The organism is Amycolatopsis sp. FU40, assembly GCF_021903635.1.
Lineage (GTDB): Bacteria > Actinomycetota > Actinomycetes > Mycobacteriales > Pseudonocardiaceae > Amycolatopsis > Amycolatopsis dendrobii.
The window spans coordinates 8,049,904-8,069,539 of record NZ_CP091381.1 but is presented as its reverse complement, the minus strand read 5'-3'; the positions used below and the strand labels follow the sequence as shown (position 1 = coordinate 8,069,539).

General features: G+C 63.1%; 25 protein-coding genes. 3 read left to right on the top strand and 22 right to left on the bottom strand.

The window, feature by feature from the left end:
- Positions 1-4: 4 nt before the first annotated feature.
- The 11 genes from L3Q65_RS38155 to L3Q65_RS38105 form a co-directional block, all read right to left on the bottom strand.
- Complete coding sequence (locus tag L3Q65_RS38155) at positions 5-316, bottom strand: hypothetical protein (protein WP_237597850.1); 312 nt, start codon at positions 314-316, stop codon at positions 5-7.
- A 52-nt stretch (positions 317-368) separates the two neighbouring features.
- Positions 369-536: a hypothetical protein gene (locus L3Q65_RS38150; RefSeq protein WP_237597849.1), complete on the bottom strand. Its 168-nt coding sequence runs from the start codon at positions 534-536 to the stop codon at positions 369-371.
- 92 nt (positions 537-628) lie between these two features.
- Positions 629-1,261 carry a hypothetical protein gene (locus L3Q65_RS38145; RefSeq protein ID WP_237597848.1) on the bottom strand — a complete coding sequence of 211 codons (633 nt, stop codon included), beginning with the start codon at positions 1,259-1,261 and terminating at the stop codon, positions 629-631.
- The gene (locus tag L3Q65_RS38140; protein ID WP_237597847.1) at positions 1,258-1,632 is read right to left on the bottom strand and encodes a hypothetical protein; all 375 of its coding nucleotides are present in this window, start codon (positions 1,630-1,632) and stop codon (positions 1,258-1,260) included. The genes L3Q65_RS38145 and L3Q65_RS38140 overlap by 4 nt, the downstream gene beginning before the upstream one ends.
- Positions 1,633-1,742: 110 nt before the next feature.
- Complete coding sequence (locus L3Q65_RS38135) at positions 1,743-2,057, bottom strand: hypothetical protein (protein WP_237597846.1); 315 nt, start codon at positions 2,055-2,057, stop codon at positions 1,743-1,745.
- A gap of 11 nt (positions 2,058-2,068) precedes the next feature.
- Positions 2,069-2,329: a hypothetical protein gene (locus L3Q65_RS38130; RefSeq protein ID WP_237597845.1), complete on the bottom strand. Its 261-nt coding sequence runs from the start codon at positions 2,327-2,329 to the stop codon at positions 2,069-2,071.
- Positions 2,326-2,559 (bottom strand): hypothetical protein, encoded by a 234-nt coding sequence (locus tag L3Q65_RS38125; protein WP_237597844.1) that lies wholly within the window; start codon positions 2,557-2,559, stop codon positions 2,326-2,328. The genes L3Q65_RS38130 and L3Q65_RS38125 overlap by 4 nt, the downstream gene beginning before the upstream one ends.
- Before the next feature lie 47 nt (positions 2,560-2,606).
- A complete protein-coding gene (locus tag L3Q65_RS38120; RefSeq protein ID WP_237597843.1) occupies positions 2,607-3,356 on the bottom strand; it encodes an FtsK/SpoIIIE domain-containing protein in 750 nt (249 codons plus the stop codon).
- Between the two features lie 79 nt (positions 3,357-3,435).
- The gene (locus L3Q65_RS38115; protein WP_237597842.1) at positions 3,436-4,185 is read right to left on the bottom strand and encodes a hypothetical protein; all 750 of its coding nucleotides are present in this window, start codon (positions 4,183-4,185) and stop codon (positions 3,436-3,438) included.
- 187 nt (positions 4,186-4,372) lie between these two features.
- A complete protein-coding gene (locus L3Q65_RS38110; RefSeq protein WP_237597841.1) occupies positions 4,373-4,705 on the bottom strand; it encodes a hypothetical protein in 333 nt (110 codons plus the stop codon).
- Between the two features lie 61 nt (positions 4,706-4,766).
- Positions 4,767-5,117: a hypothetical protein gene (locus L3Q65_RS38105; RefSeq protein WP_237597840.1), complete on the bottom strand. Its 351-nt coding sequence runs from the start codon at positions 5,115-5,117 to the stop codon at positions 4,767-4,769.
- Positions 5,118-5,411: 294 nt separating this feature from the next.
- On the opposite strand from L3Q65_RS38105, the gene L3Q65_RS38100 reads away from it, so the two are divergent.
- A complete protein-coding gene (locus L3Q65_RS38100) occupies positions 5,412-6,656 on the top strand; it encodes an XRE family transcriptional regulator (RefSeq protein ID WP_237597839.1) in 1,245 nt (414 codons plus the stop codon).
- Between the two features lie 658 nt (positions 6,657-7,314).
- On the opposite strand, the gene L3Q65_RS38095 is transcribed toward L3Q65_RS38100, so the two are convergent.
- The 8 genes from L3Q65_RS38095 to L3Q65_RS38060 all read right to left on the bottom strand — a co-directional run bounded on the left by L3Q65_RS38095 (position 7,315) and on the right by L3Q65_RS38060 (position 14,460).
- Positions 7,315-8,508 (bottom strand): site-specific integrase, encoded by a 1,194-nt coding sequence (locus L3Q65_RS38095; protein WP_237597838.1) that lies wholly within the window; start codon positions 8,506-8,508, stop codon positions 7,315-7,317.
- Positions 8,508-8,705, bottom strand: a complete 198-nt coding sequence (locus L3Q65_RS38090) for an AlpA family transcriptional regulator (protein ID WP_116199570.1) — start codon at positions 8,703-8,705, stop codon at positions 8,508-8,510. The genes L3Q65_RS38095 and L3Q65_RS38090 overlap by 1 nt, the downstream gene beginning before the upstream one ends.
- Before the next feature lie 18 nt (positions 8,706-8,723).
- Positions 8,724-10,316 carry a replication initiator gene (locus tag L3Q65_RS38085; RefSeq protein ID WP_237597837.1) on the bottom strand — a complete coding sequence of 531 codons (1,593 nt, stop codon included), beginning with the start codon at positions 10,314-10,316 and terminating at the stop codon, positions 8,724-8,726.
- Positions 10,316-10,702 carry a hypothetical protein gene (locus tag L3Q65_RS38080; protein ID WP_237597836.1) on the bottom strand — a complete coding sequence of 129 codons (387 nt, stop codon included), beginning with the start codon at positions 10,700-10,702 and terminating at the stop codon, positions 10,316-10,318. The genes L3Q65_RS38085 and L3Q65_RS38080 overlap by 1 nt, the downstream gene beginning before the upstream one ends.
- Positions 10,699-12,255 carry an FtsK/SpoIIIE domain-containing protein gene (locus tag L3Q65_RS38075; RefSeq protein WP_237597835.1) on the bottom strand — a complete coding sequence of 519 codons (1,557 nt, stop codon included), beginning with the start codon at positions 12,253-12,255 and terminating at the stop codon, positions 10,699-10,701. Before L3Q65_RS38075 ends, L3Q65_RS38080 begins: the two co-directional genes overlap by 4 nt.
- Positions 12,256-12,573: 318 nt before the next feature.
- A complete protein-coding gene (locus L3Q65_RS38070) occupies positions 12,574-13,500 on the bottom strand; it encodes a Scr1 family TA system antitoxin-like transcriptional regulator (protein ID WP_237597834.1) in 927 nt (308 codons plus the stop codon).
- A gap of 53 nt (positions 13,501-13,553) precedes the next feature.
- On the bottom strand, positions 13,554-14,012 hold the full coding sequence (locus L3Q65_RS38065) for a hypothetical protein (protein ID WP_237597833.1): 459 nt from the start codon (positions 14,010-14,012) through the stop codon (positions 13,554-13,556).
- A 25-nt stretch (positions 14,013-14,037) separates the two neighbouring features.
- Complete coding sequence (locus tag L3Q65_RS38060) at positions 14,038-14,460, bottom strand: hypothetical protein (RefSeq protein ID WP_237597832.1); 423 nt, start codon at positions 14,458-14,460, stop codon at positions 14,038-14,040.
- Positions 14,461-14,516: 56 nt separating this feature from the next.
- Here L3Q65_RS38060 and L3Q65_RS38055 point away from each other — a divergent pair, with 56 nt between their 5' ends.
- Together L3Q65_RS38055 and L3Q65_RS38050 are read left to right on the top strand one after the other, a co-directional pair.
- Positions 14,517-15,260 (top strand): DUF5919 domain-containing protein, encoded by a 744-nt coding sequence (locus tag L3Q65_RS38055; protein ID WP_009071724.1) that lies wholly within the window; start codon positions 14,517-14,519, stop codon positions 15,258-15,260.
- Between the two features lie 10 nt (positions 15,261-15,270).
- Entirely contained in the window at positions 15,271-15,741 is a 471-nt protein-coding gene (locus L3Q65_RS38050; protein WP_237597831.1) for an NUDIX hydrolase, read from the top strand.
- Here L3Q65_RS38050 and L3Q65_RS38045 read toward each other — a convergent pair.
- From L3Q65_RS38045 to L3Q65_RS38035, 3 genes are all read right to left on the bottom strand, one after another.
- The gene (locus tag L3Q65_RS38045; RefSeq protein WP_237597830.1) at positions 15,734-16,444 is read right to left on the bottom strand and encodes a hypothetical protein; all 711 of its coding nucleotides are present in this window, start codon (positions 16,442-16,444) and stop codon (positions 15,734-15,736) included. The genes L3Q65_RS38050 and L3Q65_RS38045 overlap by 8 nt on opposite strands.
- 25 nt (positions 16,445-16,469) lie before the next feature.
- On the bottom strand, positions 16,470-17,453 hold the full coding sequence (locus L3Q65_RS38040; protein ID WP_237597829.1) for a ComEC/Rec2 family competence protein: 984 nt from the start codon (positions 17,451-17,453) through the stop codon (positions 16,470-16,472).
- 825 nt (positions 17,454-18,278) lie between these two features.
- Positions 18,279-19,541 (bottom strand): diguanylate cyclase, encoded by a 1,263-nt coding sequence (locus L3Q65_RS38035; protein WP_237597828.1) that lies wholly within the window; start codon positions 19,539-19,541, stop codon positions 18,279-18,281.
- Between the last annotated feature and the right edge of the window lie 95 nt (positions 19,542-19,636).

Here is a 19,636-nt window from a genome sequence, read left to right as displayed (position 1 = left end):
GGGTTCACCAGGCGAGGACCGGGAAACTGTCGCCGAAGAAGTCGCGGGCGATGGCTTCTGCGCGGGCACGGGCGGTGGCGACTTCGGTCGGGGTGCGGCGGTCGGTCCAGGTCTGCGGGTTGCCGTAGAGGTACTCGGAGTGGAGCGCGGACAGGGGGCTGACCAGTTTGGGGCCGATGTTGTCGCCGAAGGTGACCAGGTAGGAGGCGAGGGTGTTGACGATGTCGCGGGCGGTGAGCTGGTAGCCGTCGCCCCACAGGTACACGGCTTCGGTGGCGGTGAGGTTCTCGGGCAGTACGGGCAGGGTCGCGGTCATGATGTTTCCTTTCCTGTAAGGGTTTTCTCGGTTTGCGGTTCGTTGTGGACGGTCAGCCGAAGACGTTGCCGACGAAGGTGGCGACGGAGTCTCCGGCGTGGACGAGGAAGCCGCCGATGCCGTGGACAGAGGTGGCGGTTTTCTCGGGGCGGTTGATGACCATGAGGATGATCACCAGGACGATGACGGCAAGGACGAGCTTGCCTCCGATGCGGTGCATGACGGTGTTCCTTTCGTGAGAGGGTTTTTCCGCCACGGCCACCACCAGGGCCATTGTGGACACTGGTGATGACTGAAGCAGGGAAACCGTTGTCACTGCTGACGCAGCCAATCGATCGGGAGGAATCCCCCGTTCATGAGCCATTCGTCAAGGTTCTGGAAGGTGTTGGCGAGTTCGTACGATGCGGTGGCGTCGTCGTCGCTGCGAACAACTGTTGCTGCGAGTTCGCGGAGCCGATCGAGGGTGATGTTGGGATCCATGATCAGTCCTTTGTGGTCGGGTGTCGGCATAACGAGGCCGAAGTCAGGCTTGCCGGGGTTGCAGACCATGACGGTGTCGAGGCTTCCCCGGACGTGGGCGATGATGTCGAGGATGTCGCTGAGCGACGCTTGCGGCCGTCGTTCCGGCGGCAGGGGTTCAATCGGAAGACGGAGGCAGTCTGAGCCGAGGTGTTCGGCTTGCGCGGAAACCCATTCGTCCATGGCGATTTCGTCGCCGTGGAAGTCGGGCGGGTTGGGGATGTCCCGCAGGCGGGGGTGTTGTTCGAGCAGCCAGCGGGAGCACTCTGGGCCGTAGGCGAGAGCGGAGATGCGCGCTCCGGGCATCTGGTCGAGTTCGAGCCCGACGATGTGGGCGAGGATCGTGCGGAACTGGAGAGCGGTTGCGGGAACGTGATGGGTGACCGCGAGGATGCTGTACAGGTCGAATTCTTTGGCGTTGGTCATTTGATGATTCCCTTTCCTCGGATCGGGGTAACCATCCAAATGCAGTTGATCGCTTCTTTCAGACTGGATTCCATCTTGAAGTAACTGTCCATCACATCGATCATGGCTATTTCCGCGCGCTCCATGAGTTCTCCAGGATTCTTGCCCTGTGAGTTGGTGTACTCGGCGGGGTTGAATTCCGTGAAGACTGGTGTGGTCTCCAGCGCTTTGCGGGTGGCTTCGAGCACATCGGCGAGGGCCAGCATCAGAATCCGGATATCGACCAGTGTCATGTCGGAGCTGAAACCCCGAATCACTAGTGCGTGGGTGAGAAGGGCGTCTTGCGCTTGACGAAGGCGGTCAGTGAACTTGTCACGGTCAACGGGATCCATTGTGGATACTTCCTTTCTTGGGTTGACGGTGTTTCGTCCGCCACCCCCATCACCAGGACCATTGCGGGAGCTGGTGATGAGAGAAACTGGCGAAACTCTGGATATGCTCGTCAGTCGAGCCACAGGTTGGCCCAGCCTTCGACCGGTGCGCGCTGGCCGATAGCGATCAGGTACACATACAGGTACATCGCGAAGATTCGCTCTTGCGTCGGGAGTTCCCACAGGTTGGAGAACAGGTCGTCCCAGACGGCAAGGGGGTCTTCCGGGATGGCTCCCGTGGACACAAAGGAGTAGCCGGGCGAGGCTTGCCCGTTGTGGTAGAGGCTGGCAATAACGCGGGCGCATGCGTCGCTGACAATGTTGGTGGTCTGGGGTTGTTTCCACATATCCACGATGTGACCGTGGACCAGATCCATATCGGACATTGACCGTCTCCTCAGAACAGAGCTTGCTGGTCGCGGCAGGATTTGCAGAGCCGAATCCCGTTTCGCTGGCCGGTGAAGGGGACTCCGCATCCTGTGCAGATGCGGTCGTGGTTCGGCCGGCAGTCCGGGCAGATGGTGAGCCCGGTGTCGTCGGTGCGGTAGAAGGCGTGGCAATCGGTGCATTTACGGATACCGGGCATGGTGACGCGACGTCCGATGCTGATTTGCCTTGTGGCATAACGGAAGTACTCGTCGGTGATCCGCACAGTCATTGGTGGCTCACCGCCTTCTCTTGCTCGGGCGGGAGGTGAGCCTTCCTCTTCCGGACGAGGGAGCGTGCGTTCATGATCCACAGGAACCGGACGGCGAGGATGCCGCCGATGACGAACACTCCGAGGACCAGGACAGTCATGACGGCGTTCACGACGGTGCTGAACTGTGACAGCACGGCCATAGCGACGATGAACACAAACGACGCGGCGAGGCTGAACTTTTCAGACATGGGTGTAGCCCTTCTGCTAATCGAATTGCACTGGGAAAGAAGAGGTTTCAGGCCGCGGTGCGGCGGATGTCGCGGGCGAATGCGACGATGGAACGAATGTGGTTGTCGTTCAGGTAGGCGGCTTTGAGCCGTCCGGGAATGCCGCCTTCGGCGAGCAGGAGACCGACGCCGGTCTGTTCCGGGTCGATCCGCTTGGCGGAGAATCCTTGCTGTGCCCAGCCGACCGACAGGATAATGTCAGAGCTGGAGTCGGTGGTGCAACGGAACGCGACCCGGTAGGAGAACAGGTCTCGCAGGCTGGTCGGGATGATGTCGGCCGAGGGCCGTTGAGTCGCGGCGAGGGTGATGATCCCCGCTGCGCGGCCACGGGCGACGATGTCGCGCAGGATGCGGACGAACTCTTCCCGTTCCTCTTTAGTGCCGTAGGTGGCGGAGTAGAGGGCGAGTTCATCAATGACGAACAGGATGGCGTCGAGTCCGTCGTCTCGGACGATCTTGCGGCGTCCGGCCTTGCGGAGCATCGCGTAGCGGATGTCCAGTTCGTACTGGAGTTCCCGCAATTTCAGCAGAGCGCGGGTCATGTCGTTGCCGACGAAGACATCAGCGACGTCGCGCCAGGGGTCGAGTTCGACCAGTTTGCCGTCGAAGAGCCACATGCGGCAGTCCGGCGACATGGCGGCGTGTCCAACAATGGTGTTGACCAAAGAGGACTTGCCGGAGCCGGGTTCTCCCCCGACCAGAAGGTTCTTGTACATCAAGGTGAGAGCCACGCGGTGGGCGTTCTCGTCGATGCCCAAGTGGATCGGGTCGTAAATCGAGAGTCCCGACACGGGGACGGTGGGGGTGGCCCCGGCGAGAAGCCGGGGTCCACGTCCGTTAGACATAATCACTCACGTCCATTCCTCCGAACCCCTGCACTTCAGGGGCCGGTTCGGCGACAGTTGCGGATTTGCCGGTTTGGCCGGCGGGGCGAGTGCCCTTGCGGGGTGCCCGGGCGGTGTCCACGGGCTGGGCGGTCTGAGCCGCGGTGACTTCGGTCATGACCGATTCCCGGGTGGGAAGGGGCACGACGTTGGTGTCGTCCTGGTCGTAGTCGTCCACCTGGTCGAGCAGGTCAGGCGTGACAGGCTTGCCGGTGCCCAGCGGGTCTCGGCGGATGATCAGGATGAAGCAGGCGGTAGCCCGCTTGCGGTCAGGTTCGATCCGGCAGTACCGGGCGAAGCACGCGGCGGCGAGGTTCTCCGACACGTTTTCCAGGTCCTTGACGGACAGCCCAGCGGGGAGCCACACTCGGACTCGCTCGCCCACAGGGGTGGGTTTGGCCCACAGCAGGGACGGCATCTTGCCGTCGTGGGTCATCGTGCGGGTCTGCGTGAAGCAGGCACGAACCCGGTGACGGGTCAGCACGCACCAGGAACGCCTGGTCACATATCGGCGGGAGCCGGGAACAGCGAAGATCGCGATCAGGGCAACGCCCAGCGTGATGTCAACCCCGAGCGGGGAAAACACGTGCGTGAGCCACACGTAGCACAAGATGCCGAACGCAAGAATGGTCAGTTCGGCACGCATCCGGATCAGCCAGCCAGCCACACGGCCGAGCAGGGACTGTTGCGGACGGATGAACACTTCGAGTGCGCCCGTACGGGCGGATTGACGGGTGCGGACACCGCTGCGACGGCTAGACTTAGCCATGACTCACCCTCCAGTGAGTTGCAAAGTGAATAAATGTGTGCCGGTGGGCACGAGGTCAGATCACGTAATCCGCCAAGATCAGTTACCTGACCCCGTGTCCACCTTCCCTATCTACGACAGGTCAGAAGTCCTGTTCGGGTTCGTACTCTTCGAACGTGACTTCGTGATCGGTGCCCTCGAAAAAGAGGCAATTGGCACCGTGAGTCTGAAAGACCCATGCGGCGTGCAGAACCGCGCACCAGGCATTCAAGATGCACATGTTCTCGGTCAGGATGTCCATCCTGGTCGCGAACTTGGCCTTGACGTCCGGATCGTTGGACTGCATGGCCTGTTCAGCCGTCTGCTGCTCGTCCTTGAGCATCCGCGTGGCACGAGCGTGAATTTCCTCCATGCTCATCCACTGGTCGTAGATCTCCGACGGGGACATGTCTTCTGCTGAGATGTTGATCGTCACAGCGCACTCCCATTCAGGAAATGACGGGTTGATTTGCGAACTGTCGAACGACACTCAGGCGTCAGGCCTGCTGCTGCTTTGCCGCTGGAGCGGACTTCGGGGCGCTCACCGGAACAACGGAACGCGCACGAAACGCGACCTTGGGCTTGCCGTCCGAAACCCACGGCATGGCCTGGAGGCCTTCGATCGTCACAGACTGCCTCTGCGTCAGCTCAGGCGGGTTGTCAGTCGCCACAGTGACCAGAAGAGTCTCAGAACCGGCCTTCGTCCAGGCAACGAGCTGAACAGCCTGCAAAGGCAGATTAGTACCGCCCTGCTTGTCCCGACGAACATTCCCGTCCTTGTCCAGACGCGGAGCAAAAGGGCTCGACACCTGAAAGTCGACACCAGTGGTGTCAATCATCAGATCCATGATGTTCCTCCATGTGAGGTGAATCGGTTCTCTTGGTTGTCCCCGTCAGCGGGGATGACTCAAGAATGCCGAGAACCGCTCAGCCCAGAAAGAGTCAAGTTCTAGGGGGCACGAATTGGGGGCAAGCTTGCCCCCCACCCGATTCAGCCAACCGAGCCCGATGTTTCGAACGTGTGATCGAAACGTAATCGGGAGAGCCTCATCGACATGCCCTGAGCTGCGGAAACTCCCCGCGCGAGTGCGATACAATGGACGCATGCCCGGCTTTGTCGATGCATGGAGTGAGGTACTCGGATGACGATGGGTGACCGCCCGGAGTGGGCCGAACGGTTGCTTCGCGAGCGCAAGACCCGGGGGTGGTCGCAGGCCGACGTTGTGCGAGCTATGCGCACCTTCTCCGAAAAGCCTCTTCCGCAAGGGTTGCTTGACCAGTACAAACGCTGGGAGCGGGGCAAGCATCTGCCGACCAACCCTGAGCATCGAGCCATCCTCGCGGCCGTGTACGGCACGGTGTCAGACTCCCTGTTCAGCGACGGTACGTCGCGCCTGCTGGCACCTACCCAAGATGACTGGTTGCTTTCGCAAACGGGAATGGACACGCTGGAGATTTTGCAGCGAATTCAACGTTCATCTATTGACAACGGAACTATCGATGCGCTCAATCTGACAATCGAACAGCTCTGCTGTCAATATCGAGACGGAGAACCGAATGCGTTGATCAGGAACGGTCGCGAATGGCTGTCCAAGATCACAAAACTCTTAGGGGAACATCTTACTCTGGCGCAGCATCAGGAAGTCCTGTCGTCGGCCGGTCAGCTTGCGCTCCTTGTGGGTTGCCTTGAATACGATCTGAACGAGGGGCCCGCGGCCGAAGCGACACGAAAGGCTGCTCTGCAACTTGGCTCAGAGTCCGGCAATGCTCACATTATTGGCTGGGCTCATGAAATGACGTCCTGGTTCGCCCTTACTCAGGGCAACTACCGACTGGCCATTTCTGCTGCCCAGGCAGGCCAGGAGCAAGCACCTTCGCAATCTGTCGCCGTACAACTAGCAGCACAGGAGGCAAAAGCCTGGGCGCGGTTAGGAGACAAGCGAAGTGTCATGCAGGCCCTTGAAAAGGGACGGCGCTTGCTTGAACGTCTGCCATATCCGGAGCGTCCCGACAACCATTTCATCATCGACCCGGACAAGTTTGATTTCTACGCGATGGACTGCTACCGGATCGTCGGTGAGGACAACCTCGCAGCTATGCATGCTAACGAAGTCATCCGCAAGGGAACACGTGCCGATGGCGTCGAGCTGTCGCCTATGCGCAATGCGGAGGCTCGGATCACTCTTGGCGTTGTTGCAGCGCGAGAAGGTGAACTTGATACGGCGGTCAGCCATGGCATGGGTGCATTGAATACCGGTCGTCAATCGCGTCCCAGCTTGACGATGGTTGGCGCAGAGCTGGACAACGTGTTGCAGACACGCTTTGGGGCTGAGCCTGAAACGGTGGAGTTTCACGACGCTTTCAGGCAGGCTCGTCGTTCGGCGTAATGCCGGGGCGTGAACCTGTTTGGGTTGTGATGACTTTCTATACGTCTTCAAGCCGCTCCCACAGGTCGCGGACGGACATGCGCCGAAATGGCGACGAGCCCGGCCCTTGCTTCGCGGCGGGACCGGGCTCTCAGAGGCCATCGGCGAACATGCCGCCGACAGTCGTGTGGATAGCGTGTGAATTTGTCTGACGTGATCACGTGGCGCGCAATTGGTTGGTGCGCCTCCCCGCTTGCCGAAATGATCTTCACAAGTTCGGCCGGCATCAACCCCGCTTCGCGCCCGATCCCCGCCAGTGGTCTTGATAGGTGGATCGATCCGGCGTCCGCGTAGTCCGGTAGCGGGGATCGGGGTTCCGGGTTGACGCCGACCGAACTTGTCAAGGCGCGGCAAGGATCGCGGGGACGGCGGGGGTGTGCGTGTCGCCCGGCTGGGCGGCGTGGTGCCCGTTAACTGCCCACAATGGTCCGGTTCCGATCCCCATCGACCAGAAGCGACCAGTGTTTGCACTTGCGACCCTCCCTGCTAGTCGGCACTAACCGGTTTCCTCCAGGACTACCCGGCATAGTTGATCTTGTACCCGTAGGTTCTGGGTTCGAGCCCCAGGCGGCCCACCAAACTCCCAGGTCAGCGGCTATCCGGTTGCGACCGAGCAAGATCAGCTCCCCGGTTTATCCCCGGTTTTGAGCGCGGACGGATTATCCAGCAGCCCTTCCAGGGCCATCGCCGTGACCGGGTCGACAGCCTTCCGCTCCAGGTAGTTGTCCTGCGTCATCGACACCCGCGAGTGGCCGAGGTGGTCCGCGATCAGCCGGGTCGGGATGCCCGCGTCGTCCATCGCGGTCGCCGTCGTCTTCCGGAAGTTGTGCGACGTCAGCCAGATGAAGTCATCGCCACCGCGGATCTCCCGGATGACCCGCAAGACGTTGTTCGGGTCGCGCAGTCCGCCGACAGTGCTGGCGAACACCGGACTCGCCAACGACCGACCGTCCTTCCGCGCCTCAGCCCACCGCCGCTGCAACAGCGCCAACGCCCAAGACGGCAGCGGGAGCGCACGCAGGCTCGACTCCGTCTTCGGCCGAGGCTTCCGAAGCAGCCCTTCGCCCTTGACCCGGACCACCGTGTGCGTGACATCGACCGTCCCCGCCACGAAGTCGATGTCCTCCCAATACGTCGCCAACGCCTCGCCGACCCGGACACCCGCCGCCATCATGAAGCGCGACAGATCCGGCAGGTCCCAGCGCCGCGCCTTCTCGTTGGCCTCGACCCGAGCCAGCCACTTCGTACGCTCCTCCGCGTCCAGTGCGCGCGGCTTCTTCTTGCTCTTCGGGATACGCCGGGTGTCCCGCGTCGGATTGCTGTCAACCGCGTCGTACCTCGCTGCGAGGCCGAGCATCCCCGACAGCGCAGTCCTCGCGGTCTTCGCCGTCGAGGTCCCGACCGTCGACTGGAGAGCGCCGAGGAACCGATCCAGCCGCATCACCGTCGCCTCACGCACCCGCAACTCCCCCACGCCCGGCTTCACATGGCGCGTCAGGATGGACTCGTACGTCGTAGCCGTCGTCGGCGACTTTGTGCCCTCTCTGACGTCCTTGCGGATCTGCTCCATCCACACGTCGGCGAGATCCTTCAACTTGGTTTCCCGGGTGATCTCGCCCGTGGTCGACCCGGTCCAGTCCTTAAATGCGTCCCGAAGCCGTTGCGCTGCTTTGCCTTTCGTCTTCCCCGACCGCTCGACCTCACGCGTCTTGCCGTCGAAGTCGCGGAAGAGAGCACGCGCGCGGTAGCCGGTCGGAATTGCCGAATAGCGGATCTCGCCGTACGTGCCGATCTCCAACTGCGGGCGAGGCATCAGGCGACCTCGTCCGAGAGCTGGTCGACCCACGAACTGACATCCTGCGGCCGGTAACGGATGTACTTGCCGACCCTCCGACCGGCAGGGCCGTAACCCTTTGTTCGCCACTGGTACAGCGTCGAGACCGGGACGCCGAGGAACTCCGAGACATCCTCAACCGTCCACAAGCGACTGAATTGCACGTAGTTGTCCATCAGTTTCCCCCTTCCCGATCAAGCCGCGAGCCGAGTTGCCGAAGTTTCCGGCGGACTGGCGGCGAGTAGTGCTCGGTCGTATTCGGCTTTCCAGGCAATGCGTTCAGCGATCGCGTGCATCACCAGGTGCGGTCTGGGCGGCACATGCGGGTCGGCGGCGTCGACCTTGCGCCAGACGAGCCGGGCCGGGTCCGGTTGCGGTTTCTCGATCCCGACAGCGGCCAGGGCGTCCAGGACGAACGCCTTGCGGTCGGCCTTGTGGTCCACGAGGGTCTTGCCCGACCACTTCCGCGACACCAGCACCCGCCGCCCCGGCAGGCCGAGAGTGGTCCGCCGGTGCGCCCGGCCCTTGCAGTGCCCCGGAGTGGTCTTTCCGTTGGCTCCCTTGGGTTGGACGCCGTAGAGCAGCCACACCGCGCACCGAGGCGAACAGGGCGTGACGGCCAACTCGGCGTGGAGCCGGTCGTGATGGTCGGCCAAGGCCGGGGTGTCTGCCTCGACCACTTCACCGGTGGACTTGGTCAGGTACTTCGTCAGGTAGCCGATGTGGCGGCCGGCGTCTTCGGTCCCGCCGAGGATGCCCTTGGAGTGGACCTGGCGGCCGAAGGTCACCACGTGCGCCGGTGCCTCGACCTGGTCCACCGCGTCGTCCCAGGTCAGCAGAGGTTGGCGGGTGTCGGGGTCGACAAATCCCCGCTCCGGCCCGTCCCAGCTCGGGAGCCGGTCGGTGTAGACGATCTCGTCGTGAGTCGGCCACCAGACCTGGTGATACGTCGCCTCGGTGACCTGCCGGATCACCTCGTGCGGCACCGAACCCCGGATCGCGGCGTGCAGGTGCGGCGCGGTCCGCTTCTGCGGCTCGACGGTCGCGAAGTACTGCACGTCCCAGCCGACGACCCGGCGCAGGTTCTGCCACCACCGATCCACCAGCGCGGAGAAATGCACCGCATCCCGCGCCGCCCGCCGATAGTCATAGGCAGCCGGGTTGACCGGGGAGCCGTCACCGCGGACCGGCCCGTAGGTTTCGCAGGTCAGCGTGACGAACATCGACGGCCGGAACCGCCCCGCGTACTCCCTGCCCACCGTGGTCTTGGCGACCTTGCGCCGGGGCAGGTTCGGTGCGTCCTGCCGCCGCTTCGTCGACCGCTTCACCGCCTTCCTGGTCGGCAGGTCGATGGAAGGCAGACGGCCCCGGACGCCGAGTTGCCGAAGTTCTTCGTCCACGCCACGGATCTCGTCCCGCAGTTCCTCCGCTTCCGCCGGGTCGGTATCGGCGACCTCGCGATAGGAGGCGACGAGATCAGCCCGGTAGGCCAACAGCTCCGTCTGGTCCTCAGTCGGCTCGTCCGCCGCGAGGTCGGGTTCTTCGGTCAGGTGCCAGCCTTCGCGGCACTGGACTTGCCGCAGCGCCTTGGCTTTCCGCGCGCACGGCAGGCAGACGGATTCCACTGTGGACCCGCACGGCACCGGGACGTAGCGCAGTTCGCCGGTGTCCTGGTCGCCGACCTCCATCGTGAACGGCCGCACGCACACCCCGTGCTTCTCCGCCGTCGCCCGGATCACGTCGTCGGCCAGCGGCATCCGCATCCGTTCCGCTTGTGTCTCGCCCATCAGGCCGCCGCCTCCCCTCGCGACGCCCACCCGCGCAGCACCTGCACCGGCATCGGCTGCCTGTCCCCGGCCGGGAGGTCCGGGAACACGCTCGGGTCGAACACCACCGCCCCGTAGACGCGCACCGGGATCCCGCACGGCGTCCGGCCGACGATCCCGATGTGCACCCAGCCGCCCGCAGCGATCCGCCACAACGTCGCGGTGACGTCGTCGAGGGTGTTCGCCCACGTCAGCAGCGCCCGCGCGACCTCGGCCAGGCCGTCGACGTCCAGCTGCACCGTGATCGGCCGCGACCACGCGGAGACGTCCAGCGACGCGACCGGCGGCAGCTGATGCAGGTCAAGGTGGTCCCGGATGGTGTCGAGGAAGATCATGAGCCGGTTCATGCGGCCCTCCTTTCCTCGCAGTGGTCGAGGTGGTGGGTGCCGCCGTTGGTGACGTAGTGCTCCAGAGCCTTCACCGTGTCGTCCGACACCCAGCCCGCACGGACCCGCAGCGGTTCGCGGATGCCCTCGCCCCACACGTAGCCGGTGCCGGGCATGGTCTCCGGGATGCGGTTGGCCCAGGCACCGCGTTCGTGCGCGCCGTCGCCGAGCACCATCGCGACGTGGTTTTTGGAGGTGACGCGCAGGCAGACGCGGCGGGTGAACAGCTCCCGCACCGGCACCGTGTCCTTCGTCGGCTCCTGCACGTAGCCGCGGACCGACACCCCCAACGCCCGGCCCTGGGTGTTGAGCACCGCGACGTGCTCCACGATCGCCTCGCGGGTCTTGCGGTCGGTGTAGCGGGTCAACGCGCCGATCTCGTCGAACTCCAGCAACTCCAACGGAAACTCTTGCGAGAGCGGCACATCCCGGGTGTTCCCCGCGAACTCCCGCTTGCGGCGCTCCAGCTCGTCCCGCAGACCCTCCAGCAGTTCGAGAGTGTCCTTTCCGGACACGGCGTAGCGGGCGAAGATCCCTCGCCCGTAAGCCAGTTCCATGCCCTTCGGGTCCACACCGGACACCCGCACCAGCCCGGAGCGGATCGCCGAAGCCGCCGACACCAGCGGGCACCACATCACCGAGTTCTTCCCGGCACCGCTGGCCCCGGCGACGAGGATGTGCGCGCCCGCACCGGTCAACGGCAACCGCCACGGCGTCCCGTACTCCGTCGTCCCCGCATACACCGCGCGCAGGTTCACCCCGGCCGGTTCCAGCCCGGGCAGCTCACGGCACCGGACGGGGGTGGTGAGCAGGTCGCGGCGCATGAAGTCCAGCGACACCACATCCGGCGCGATCTCGCGCACCTGCACCCGCGACACCTTCCGCACCGTCGCCAACGCCCGCGCCGCCTCGTCGAAATCCTCCGGCTTCTGCCCCGGAACCAACCGCACCCGGACCTCGTCCCACGACGCTCCCGACCGCACCCGCACCAACGCGGGCACCGCCACCCCGGACGTCTTCCGTGCCTGCGTGATGGCTTGGCGTTTCCGCCGACGCGACACCAGGTTCACCGTCACGTCCACCGGGATCGCTTCGTCGCGGACGGTCAGGCCGCAGGCATGCAGCCAATCCGGCAGCTTGCGCCCGTAGACCGCCCACCGCAGCCACCACGCCCGCAGCCACCGACCGCACCACCGATCGAACCCGACCACATCGAGCTGATGCCAGACCACCGCGATCAGCACCAGCGTCACGAACACGACCGTCAGCGACAGCCAGCCCCACCACCGCAACCACACCACGATCACGACCAACACGAGACAGGTCCGCCACCGAGTCACGATCTGCCGGACCAGCCAGCTGACCGCACGCAGCACCGTCCAGAACGCGAAACCCAGGAACGCCAACGCCGCCAGCGTTTCCACAATGGACGCCAACGCGCGCCCCAGCTTCGCCAGCACCCACAGCACCACCGCGACACCCGCGCCGACAGCGATCATCACGGCCGCGTTCATCGCTGCTCACCGCCCTCAGCCGCGGTGAGGTCAAGCGGCAACATTCCTTGGCATGCCGCGCACTTCGTCTCGCCCGGAACGAGGCGGGCGAACTTCTTGCATGCGGCGCAACGCATCCGGGTGACCCCCGTTGACGCACGCCGTCCAGAACCGGTTATGTTCGTCATTGTTCACTTCCCAGTGGACAGCGCAGAACCGGTGAAGGTTGGCAGCCAGTGGCCGGTTCTGCGTTTATACGGAACAATTCCAAGCGCAAATGGGCGCGTTGAACACAGCACACGTCGCCGTGCGCTTTTTCAGTACTCGCTTGGTTTTCGGCTAGTCGGTGGCCGACTCGTCCGTGGTCGGTTCCTCGCCGGTCAGGAGCCGGTTCAGCCCGGCGTCAGTCGCCCGCCGCTGCGCCTTCACCTCTTTCAGGAGCTGGTCGACCACGACCGACAGCCGCGCCAGCGATTCCGACGGAGACAACGCAGCCTCCCTCAGCCGCTCGATCGTCACCGTGTACGGGGTGGCTTCCTTCCCGACCAGGAACACGCCCATCCCGCGATGGGGGCAGTACACGACATCCGAGGTGTCCTTCAGCGCGTACCGGCTGAACGCCTCCGCAGTCACCGCCTGACTCGGAGCCAGGCGGATAGTCATCGTTCGCGAGAGCCCGATCAAGTCCTTGAGGAACCGCGTCTGCCGCAGCATCACCTCGGCATCCCCGAAATGGTTCCGCAGCGCCTCCGACCCGATGAACATCTGCGCCGGGATCGCGCCCGCGCCGAAGATGATCCGGTTGCGGTCCATCCGGCTCTCGACTACCTGATCCAGCTTCTCCTTGTCCCGCAGGTCCGGGCCGAACACCAGCCGCGCGTAATCCGGGACCTGCAGCAGATCCGGAATCAGCAGCGGAGCCCATACCGTCACGGCCGTCGCGACCCGCTCGTGCGCGATCAATGTCGTGTAGTGGGCCGGGTCAGCCTGCGAACCGACCGAGGACCAGCTCGGGCCCGTCACGCCATGCGCCAACAGCATGATCCACGCTTTCCGTTCCCCGGTCACTCCGAGAGCACCGAGCACGTTCGACACCTCTTCCGGGGTCGGGACCCGCTGACCGAGTTCCCAGTTCGACAACAACGCCGGGTTGACCCCGATTCGCCGCGCCAGCTCCCGCAACCCGAACCGCGCCTCGATCCGGGCATCTCGCAGCGCCGCACCCAGGCCGCGTGCTCGCGGGCTCGCCATCTCCGTGCCACGCATCAACCACACCTCCGGCCCGGGATCGTCCCTGTCCGCAAAACGAGAACACCCATCTACGCCGCCTTGCCCTCGCCAGACGCAGACGACGCACCCGCCGACCTCGACGACGACTTGCCCGCAGCGGCCTTGAAACCCGTCGCCCGAAAGACGTACATCTGATACTTGAACTCCCCCTGCCCGCCGACACGCGGCTCCGCCGTCAACCCGTCCAGTTCCACCGGCCGCATCCCCGGCAACGCCTCCGCCGTCGTCGGCACCGGCTGCACATCCGCCAGGAACGTCACCTCGAACGAGGCACGCTTCGCCTTCGTCTCACCCGGGTCCGTGACCGCAGCCCTCCATTGGCGCTTCCCGGTCACCTCATCCACCCGTTGCCGCACCGGACGCCCCGCAGCCCGGTCCTCCCGAGACTGATACTCGTTGTCCGGGATCACTTCCCCCACCATCACAAGCCCCTGCGGGAACGCCTCGTCGAAGTCGATCGCGAACCGGTGTCCCTTTTCGATAGCCATAACCGCTAGCTCCCTGTGTTCTCTGTCAGTCAGTCGTTTCCGGCGCCTCGCCGCCGTAGTCCGTCCGTGTCGCTGCGCTCAGCGCCGTCTCTGCTTCGTGAAGTTGCTTGCCCAGAACCGCGATCGCATCGGAGTCGACAAGAAGGACCACGGGGAACGCCTTGCCGAAGCGGATCTCCGCTCGGTTCGCGTACGTCAGCGCGCGGACGCGGATCGGCAGGTCTGCCGTCACGTGGATCTGGACCGTGTCGCGCATGTCGCCCGCGCCTAAACCACGCGCTTGCGCGACACCTGCGCAGCCGGATTGCTCGACCTGCCGCCGAGCGTCGAGGCCGTGCTTGCAGTCGTCATGTCTGCCTCCTTCGGGCTCCGCCGCCGAGCGAGTCTCGGCAACGTGCCACCCAATCTCCGGCAAAAGGCGGGACATGATCACCACGTGGCGGGACATCTTGGGACGTCCCTGGTACGGTCGAAGACGTCCCTAAAAGTCCCAAGGGGGTGCGAATGCCGAACGAACGGCTGCGTGACGCGCTGCTGCGCAACGGGCTCACGCTGGAACAGGTGGCCAAAGCGCTCAGCGTCGACCAGAAGACGGTCGAGCGGTGGATCACCAAGGGCCGCACCCCGTACCCGAAGCACCGGCACAAGATCGCCGCGATGGCGCGCGAATCGGAGACCTACCTGTGGCCGGACTCCGTCGCACCCGAGCGCCGAGCCGAGACTGCCGCCGCCGAGGTCGTAAGCGTGTTCCCGCACCGCAACGCCATCCCGGTCGAACTGTGGGACCGGCTGATCAACGACGCGTCAGAGACCGTGGAGATCCTGGTACACGCGGCCCTGTTCCTGGTCGAACGCCCGCGGTTCATCAAGGACCTCGCAGCCAAGGCCGCGGCCGGCGCGAAGATCCGCCTCGCGTTCGGCGACCCGGACGGGGACAGCGTGGCACTGCGCGGGGAAGAGGAGCAGCTCGGCGACGGGACGCTTCCCGCGCGGGTTCGTAACGCGCTGGCGTTCTACCGGCCGCTCGTCGGCGTCGAGGGGGTCGAGATGCGGTTCCACAACACGACGCTCTACAACTCCATCTTCCGCTTCGACGACGAGATGATCATCAACACGCACGTCTACGGATTCCAGGGCGCACACGCACCGTCGCTCCACCTGCGCCGACTCTCCGCCGGGGACCTCTTCGAGACGTACTCGGAGAGCTTCGAGACAGTCTGGAACCTCGCCAAGCCCGCCACCATCTAGGAGGCACCACATGGCACGCGTCGACTACTACAACGACCCGAACCCACCCAAAGCCAACAGCATCGCCGTCGCGGTGTCAGCCTTCATCCAGGACGACGAGGACAGAATTCTCATGATTCGTCGGACTGACAATGACCTTTACGCCATCCCTGGCGGGCAATTAGAACTAGGCGAGACCCTCGCCCAGGCAGCAGTCCGCGAGGTCCGCGAAGAAACCGGAATCGAGTGCGAGATAACGGATGTAATCGGTCTCTACTCCAACCCAAACCACGTCATAGCCTACGACGACGGGGAGGTGCGGCAAGAGTTTTCGATATGCTTTCGGGCCTCCCCTGTCGGCGGAGAAGAAACAACAAGCAGCGAAACTCGAGAAGTACTATGGGTAAGCCCTGCCCAAGTTAGGGACCTAAATGTACATCCATCAATTAACTTGCGCATACAGCATGCTTTAGAAAATTCACCAAAGACCTGGTTTAGCTAGGACCAGCAAAGTTTGCAGAATCAAGCAACCGCTCGGCATAGGAGAAGGCTGCAGCTTTAACCCATAGCGAGCTTACGACGAGGACCCAAAAACAGGCAAACATGAACGAAATTCCTATACCAATTACCGCCGCCCAGAGTGGGAACTTCAATAAATCAAGCAGCGTGAGCGTCACCAGTGAAGCACCTATAGCAATCGAGATAGATGCGAATAATATTCCTAAACGCCGCAATCCTAGGCAGTTTCTACGGAAGCCGTAGTTGCAATTTTCAATGAATACTAGGGGGAACTTTTTCCTGTCATACGTAAGCGTACGAATGATGCTAACCGCGGCTTCATACTTTGCGTCAGCGTCGTCAGGGCTCGCTAGTTCTTGATCGCGGTCAGGGAGTAGTACTGCAGTCTTAGCCCTGAGAGCCGCGTGCCGCTTTTCCAGTAGTATTGGGTTATTTTCGCCTTCCCTGTGACGAAGGAGCTTGGTAGTAGGCGGACCGCCCCATGAATCCCAAAGCGACGATTGCAGTCTTTGCCCACGGTCTCTACCCAGCTGGTCAACGACGAAGGCAACCAGAGCCGCAAAAGGAATACCGCCTAGGCCACGCCAGTCAACCGAAATCGGTACAAGAACAACGGCATAGTATGCCATAGGAATAACAACAAGCAATACCGGCAGAACACGGGCTCTCACGCCGTACGAGGTCATCTGCGCTCCTCGCTGATGATGCAACCTAGTCCAATGTCAGGATCCGCTCATGCCGTGAATTGCAAATCCATAGATCACCGTCATCCCAAATTGTAAGTTTCAGAGTCCCGTGGTAACGCGTGGAGAAGACACTTGCACCCAGCTTAGAGTATTCCGACGATGCGTCAGTACTTGGTTTTTTGCCAACAGAGCAAATGACAGCAGTGGGTTTCATGACCTCAACTGATTCTCTATGGAATCCGCTGCTACGTCCGTGGTGTGCCGCCTTGAGAACGTCACATCGCAAAGATTCGTCATCAACATTCTCAAGAATGCCCTTCCAAGACGCAGCCTCGGCGTCACCTGGCAAGATAACAGACCGTCCAGCGTGAGAAACCTTCAAAACATAAGAGCAGTTATTGTAAAGTCCGGCCGCGTTACAAGCATCGATCAGGGACTCAGTCGGTGAGAGAACTTCAATATTGTCCTCGTCCCAATACTTCCGAGAATCACCTCTATAGTTTTTGAAAACTCTTATAGATGGCTCACCGGTGTCGTCGTCCGGCCCCACGCCCGATTGCATTATTTTATATGCCAGCCAGTCGATGTACTGAAACCTGGAGTTATCAAAATCCCCCTTCTCAAATGTGCGATTATGTGCAGTATCCCAGAAATTCATGACTGGGATTTTATGAGACCAGAAGAAATTGCTGAGTCCGTTCATGTGATCCATGTCCGGATGGGACTGGACGTAGCGGAATACTGATTCTCCTGAAAAGTTCTCATTGAAGTAGTCGACCGGGTCAACAAGCATAGACTCGTAGTACTGCTCCCATGTTCGACCTGCAGACTTATATAATGTTTTGAACTGGAACCTGCTTAGATTCATCTCTTCCGCGAGCGCGTCGATATCCTCGTCCGGCAAAGACTTCGAATTATTGATATCGATCATCATGACACGACCTGACGGAAACTTAATCATTGTGCAATCGCCATGACCGACGTTCAGGAAGTGGATTTCGAGCGACATCGTGTCCTCCCTGATTTTCCCGGAGTATGTAAACCGTTTCTTATTGATCCACGGAAGGTTGCTGCCGAATTTGGCTCTATAGGATCAAGGGCGCGCCGCCGGGCGGCGCGCCTGCTGCGGTCCGTAGCCCCTCACCTGGGCGGCCGCCGCGATCCCGACACGGCGGGCTCCCGCTCCGCTCCGCCCACCGGCCGGGCCGCGCGGCCGCCAGCGGTGCCGGACCCCAGCGCCGCCCGACAGCAGCACGCGTGACCCTCGTGCCAGAACCGGACAACCCACCCATGCGCAAACAGTCGCCGACCATCCTGGACCTGTTACGCACACGCATCGCCTGAGGCCACCCCGAAGCCTGATCGTGACAACGGTCGGTAGCACCGCGTCAAGGCGGGAAAGCGTGCCTTGACCCGGCCCTACCGACCGCGTGGGAGCTTCGTATCGGGGTTGGGGGAAGTGTGGGCGGGTAAGATGCGGGCTGAGCGGGCGAGCGTCAGGCACCGTCAGAGAGCATGATCATCTCCCCGGTTTTCCCCCGGAAAACGATCGAAAACGACGAGAACCGGCGACCGAGCATGATCATCCGAGGAGCGGGCCCGCGCAGGTGAGGGTCAAGATCGGCAGATGACGAGAAACAGCCGCTGACCTGGTCTTTGTCTCCGTAGGTTCTGGGTTCGAGCCCCAGGCGGCCCACCACTCTCGACGTCCTCGCTGGCCAGCGAGGACGTTCTTGTCTGGGGACCTCGCGGATTTTCGCCGTGGGCTCTTCCTGCGCACCGAGCAAAAAAGCCCTTGCCGCGCTGGAGAAAAGCGAGCACCCGCTAAGCCGTCTTACGGTGCAGCAAGGGCGACTCGGTTACGCCCAGCGGTCTTGCCGGCGTACAGCGCGGCGTCGGCGGCGCGAAGTAGTCCTTCGATGCTCTGTTCCGGAATGTCGGGGTAGACCGCGCCGCCGAGGGTGGCGGTGAGGTGTACGGGGCGGCCGTTGGGGTCGCTGAGTCTCAGGGCGTGGATCCGGGTTCGGATGCGTTCGGCGATGTCTCGGGTTTCGGCTTCATCGACCCCTGGCAAAAGCACAGCGAACTCTTCACCGCCGTAGCGGCCGACGCTGTCGCCCCGCCGGACCGAGGTGGTGATCACTTTCGCGACTTTGAGGAGGACCTCGTCGCCGACGAGGTGACCGTGGGTGTCGTTGATGGTCTTGAACCAGTCTAGATCGATCATCAGGACGGCGACCTGCCCGTGTTCCGTCCGGACACGAGCGAGCTCTGCCTTGGCTTGGTCCTGCCAGGCGATGGCGTGCAGCAGGCCGGTGCGGTGATCGGTCCGCGCGGCAAGGCGCAGCTGGTCGAGAAGGACGCATTGGTGCAGCGCCAGCACCGGGATGATCATGAGCAGGGCGGTCGGCGGCCACCACCACAGGGCGAGGGCGACAAATACTCCGAGGGCGAGCTGGCTGACTTCGAGGAGGTTGTCCGACCGGCTGCCCAGCGCCTCGCCGGCGTGCTTGATGGTCGTGGTGCAGTGGATGACCACCGCGACGAGCACGGTGTTCACGGTCCACTGGACGGCCGCCGCCGCGACGATGACCAGCACGTCGGACCAACCTGGCTGGGTTCCCGAACCAGCTAGGGCGGGATGGCCCGCGGCGTGCAGAACAGTCGTGGCCGCGGTCGCGGACAACGCGAGGGTCGCGGCGGTGAAGACGGTGCGGTGCGGTGGCCGGTGCGCGTCGAATCGGTTCACCAGTACCCAGCGATGGCCGTAAATCACGGCGATCAGACCCAGCTCGAGCAGCGGCGGCAGCGCCAGCACCCCGGCGAAGATCCATACACTGCACAGGTCCACGTAGGGAGAGTGCGAATGATCGCGCCGCATCCGTTCGATGGCGTGCGAGGCGTGCAGGTGGATCACCGCGCAGCCGGCGAGCCAACCAGCGAGCACCCACTGCCCGGAGGCCGGCCAGGAGCGGGCCGCCAAGACTGCCGCGGCCACCGCCGCGACGTCGACCACGAGCACGAACGCCCGGGCCGGTCTCGGCAGGGCCCACACCCGCCAGCGGGCGGGTCTTCTGCTGGGCGTCCCGATGTGCATCACAGCGCCTCCCCAAGCCTGCTGTGTCGTAATCACCCGTCTACGAACGGTAGCCGCGTCGCGGTCCGATGTCATCCCTCTGCCGCCGGCCGGCC

Bases quoted from the DNA above. Each gene is read 5' to 3' on its own strand.
- L3Q65_RS38155 (WP_237597850.1), bottom strand. From the start codon at position 316: ATGACCGCGACCCTGCCCGTACTGCCCGAGAACCTCACCGCCACCGAA.
- L3Q65_RS38150 (WP_237597849.1), bottom strand. From the start codon at position 536: ATGCACCGCATCGGAGGCAAGCTCGTCCTTGCCGTCATCGTCCTGGTG.
- L3Q65_RS38145 (WP_237597848.1), bottom strand. From the start codon at position 1,261: ATGACCAACGCCAAAGAATTCGACCTGTACAGCATCCTCGCGGTCACC.
- L3Q65_RS38140 (WP_237597847.1), bottom strand. From the start codon at position 1,632: ATGGATCCCGTTGACCGTGACAAGTTCACTGACCGCCTTCGTCAAGCG.
- L3Q65_RS38135 (WP_237597846.1), bottom strand. From the start codon at position 2,057: ATGTCCGATATGGATCTGGTCCACGGTCACATCGTGGATATGTGGAAA.
- L3Q65_RS38130 (WP_237597845.1), bottom strand. From the start codon at position 2,329: ATGACTGTGCGGATCACCGACGAGTACTTCCGTTATGCCACAAGGCAA.
- L3Q65_RS38125 (WP_237597844.1), bottom strand. From the start codon at position 2,559: ATGTCTGAAAAGTTCAGCCTCGCCGCGTCGTTTGTGTTCATCGTCGCT.
- L3Q65_RS38105 (WP_237597840.1), bottom strand. From the start codon at position 5,117: ATGGATCTGATGATTGACACCACTGGTGTCGACTTTCAGGTGTCGAGC.
- L3Q65_RS38100 (WP_237597839.1), top strand. From the start codon at position 5,412: ATGACGATGGGTGACCGCCCGGAGTGGGCCGAACGGTTGCTTCGCGAG.
- L3Q65_RS38095 (WP_237597838.1), bottom strand. From the start codon at position 8,508: ATGCCTCGCCCGCAGTTGGAGATCGGCACGTACGGCGAGATCCGCTAT.
- L3Q65_RS38090 (WP_116199570.1), bottom strand. From the start codon at position 8,705: ATGGACAACTACGTGCAATTCAGTCGCTTGTGGACGGTTGAGGATGTC.
- L3Q65_RS38085 (WP_237597837.1), bottom strand. From the start codon at position 10,316: ATGGGCGAGACACAAGCGGAACGGATGCGGATGCCGCTGGCCGACGAC.
- L3Q65_RS38080 (WP_237597836.1), bottom strand. From the start codon at position 10,702: ATGAACCGGCTCATGATCTTCCTCGACACCATCCGGGACCACCTTGAC.
- L3Q65_RS38075 (WP_237597835.1), bottom strand. From the start codon at position 12,255: ATGAACGCGGCCGTGATGATCGCTGTCGGCGCGGGTGTCGCGGTGGTG.
- L3Q65_RS38070 (WP_237597834.1), bottom strand. From the start codon at position 13,500: ATGCGTGGCACGGAGATGGCGAGCCCGCGAGCACGCGGCCTGGGTGCG.
- L3Q65_RS38065 (WP_237597833.1), bottom strand. From the start codon at position 14,012: ATGGCTATCGAAAAGGGACACCGGTTCGCGATCGACTTCGACGAGGCG.
- L3Q65_RS38060 (WP_237597832.1), bottom strand. From the start codon at position 14,460: ATGTCCCGCCACGTGGTGATCATGTCCCGCCTTTTGCCGGAGATTGGG.
- L3Q65_RS38055 (WP_009071724.1), top strand. From the start codon at position 14,517: ATGCCGAACGAACGGCTGCGTGACGCGCTGCTGCGCAACGGGCTCACG.
- L3Q65_RS38050 (WP_237597831.1), top strand. From the start codon at position 15,271: ATGGCACGCGTCGACTACTACAACGACCCGAACCCACCCAAAGCCAAC.
- L3Q65_RS38045 (WP_237597830.1), bottom strand. From the start codon at position 16,444: ATGACCTCGTACGGCGTGAGAGCCCGTGTTCTGCCGGTATTGCTTGTT.
- L3Q65_RS38040 (WP_237597829.1), bottom strand. From the start codon at position 17,453: ATGTCGCTCGAAATCCACTTCCTGAACGTCGGTCATGGCGATTGCACA.
- L3Q65_RS38035 (WP_237597828.1), bottom strand. From the start codon at position 19,541: ATGCACATCGGGACGCCCAGCAGAAGACCCGCCCGCTGGCGGGTGTGG.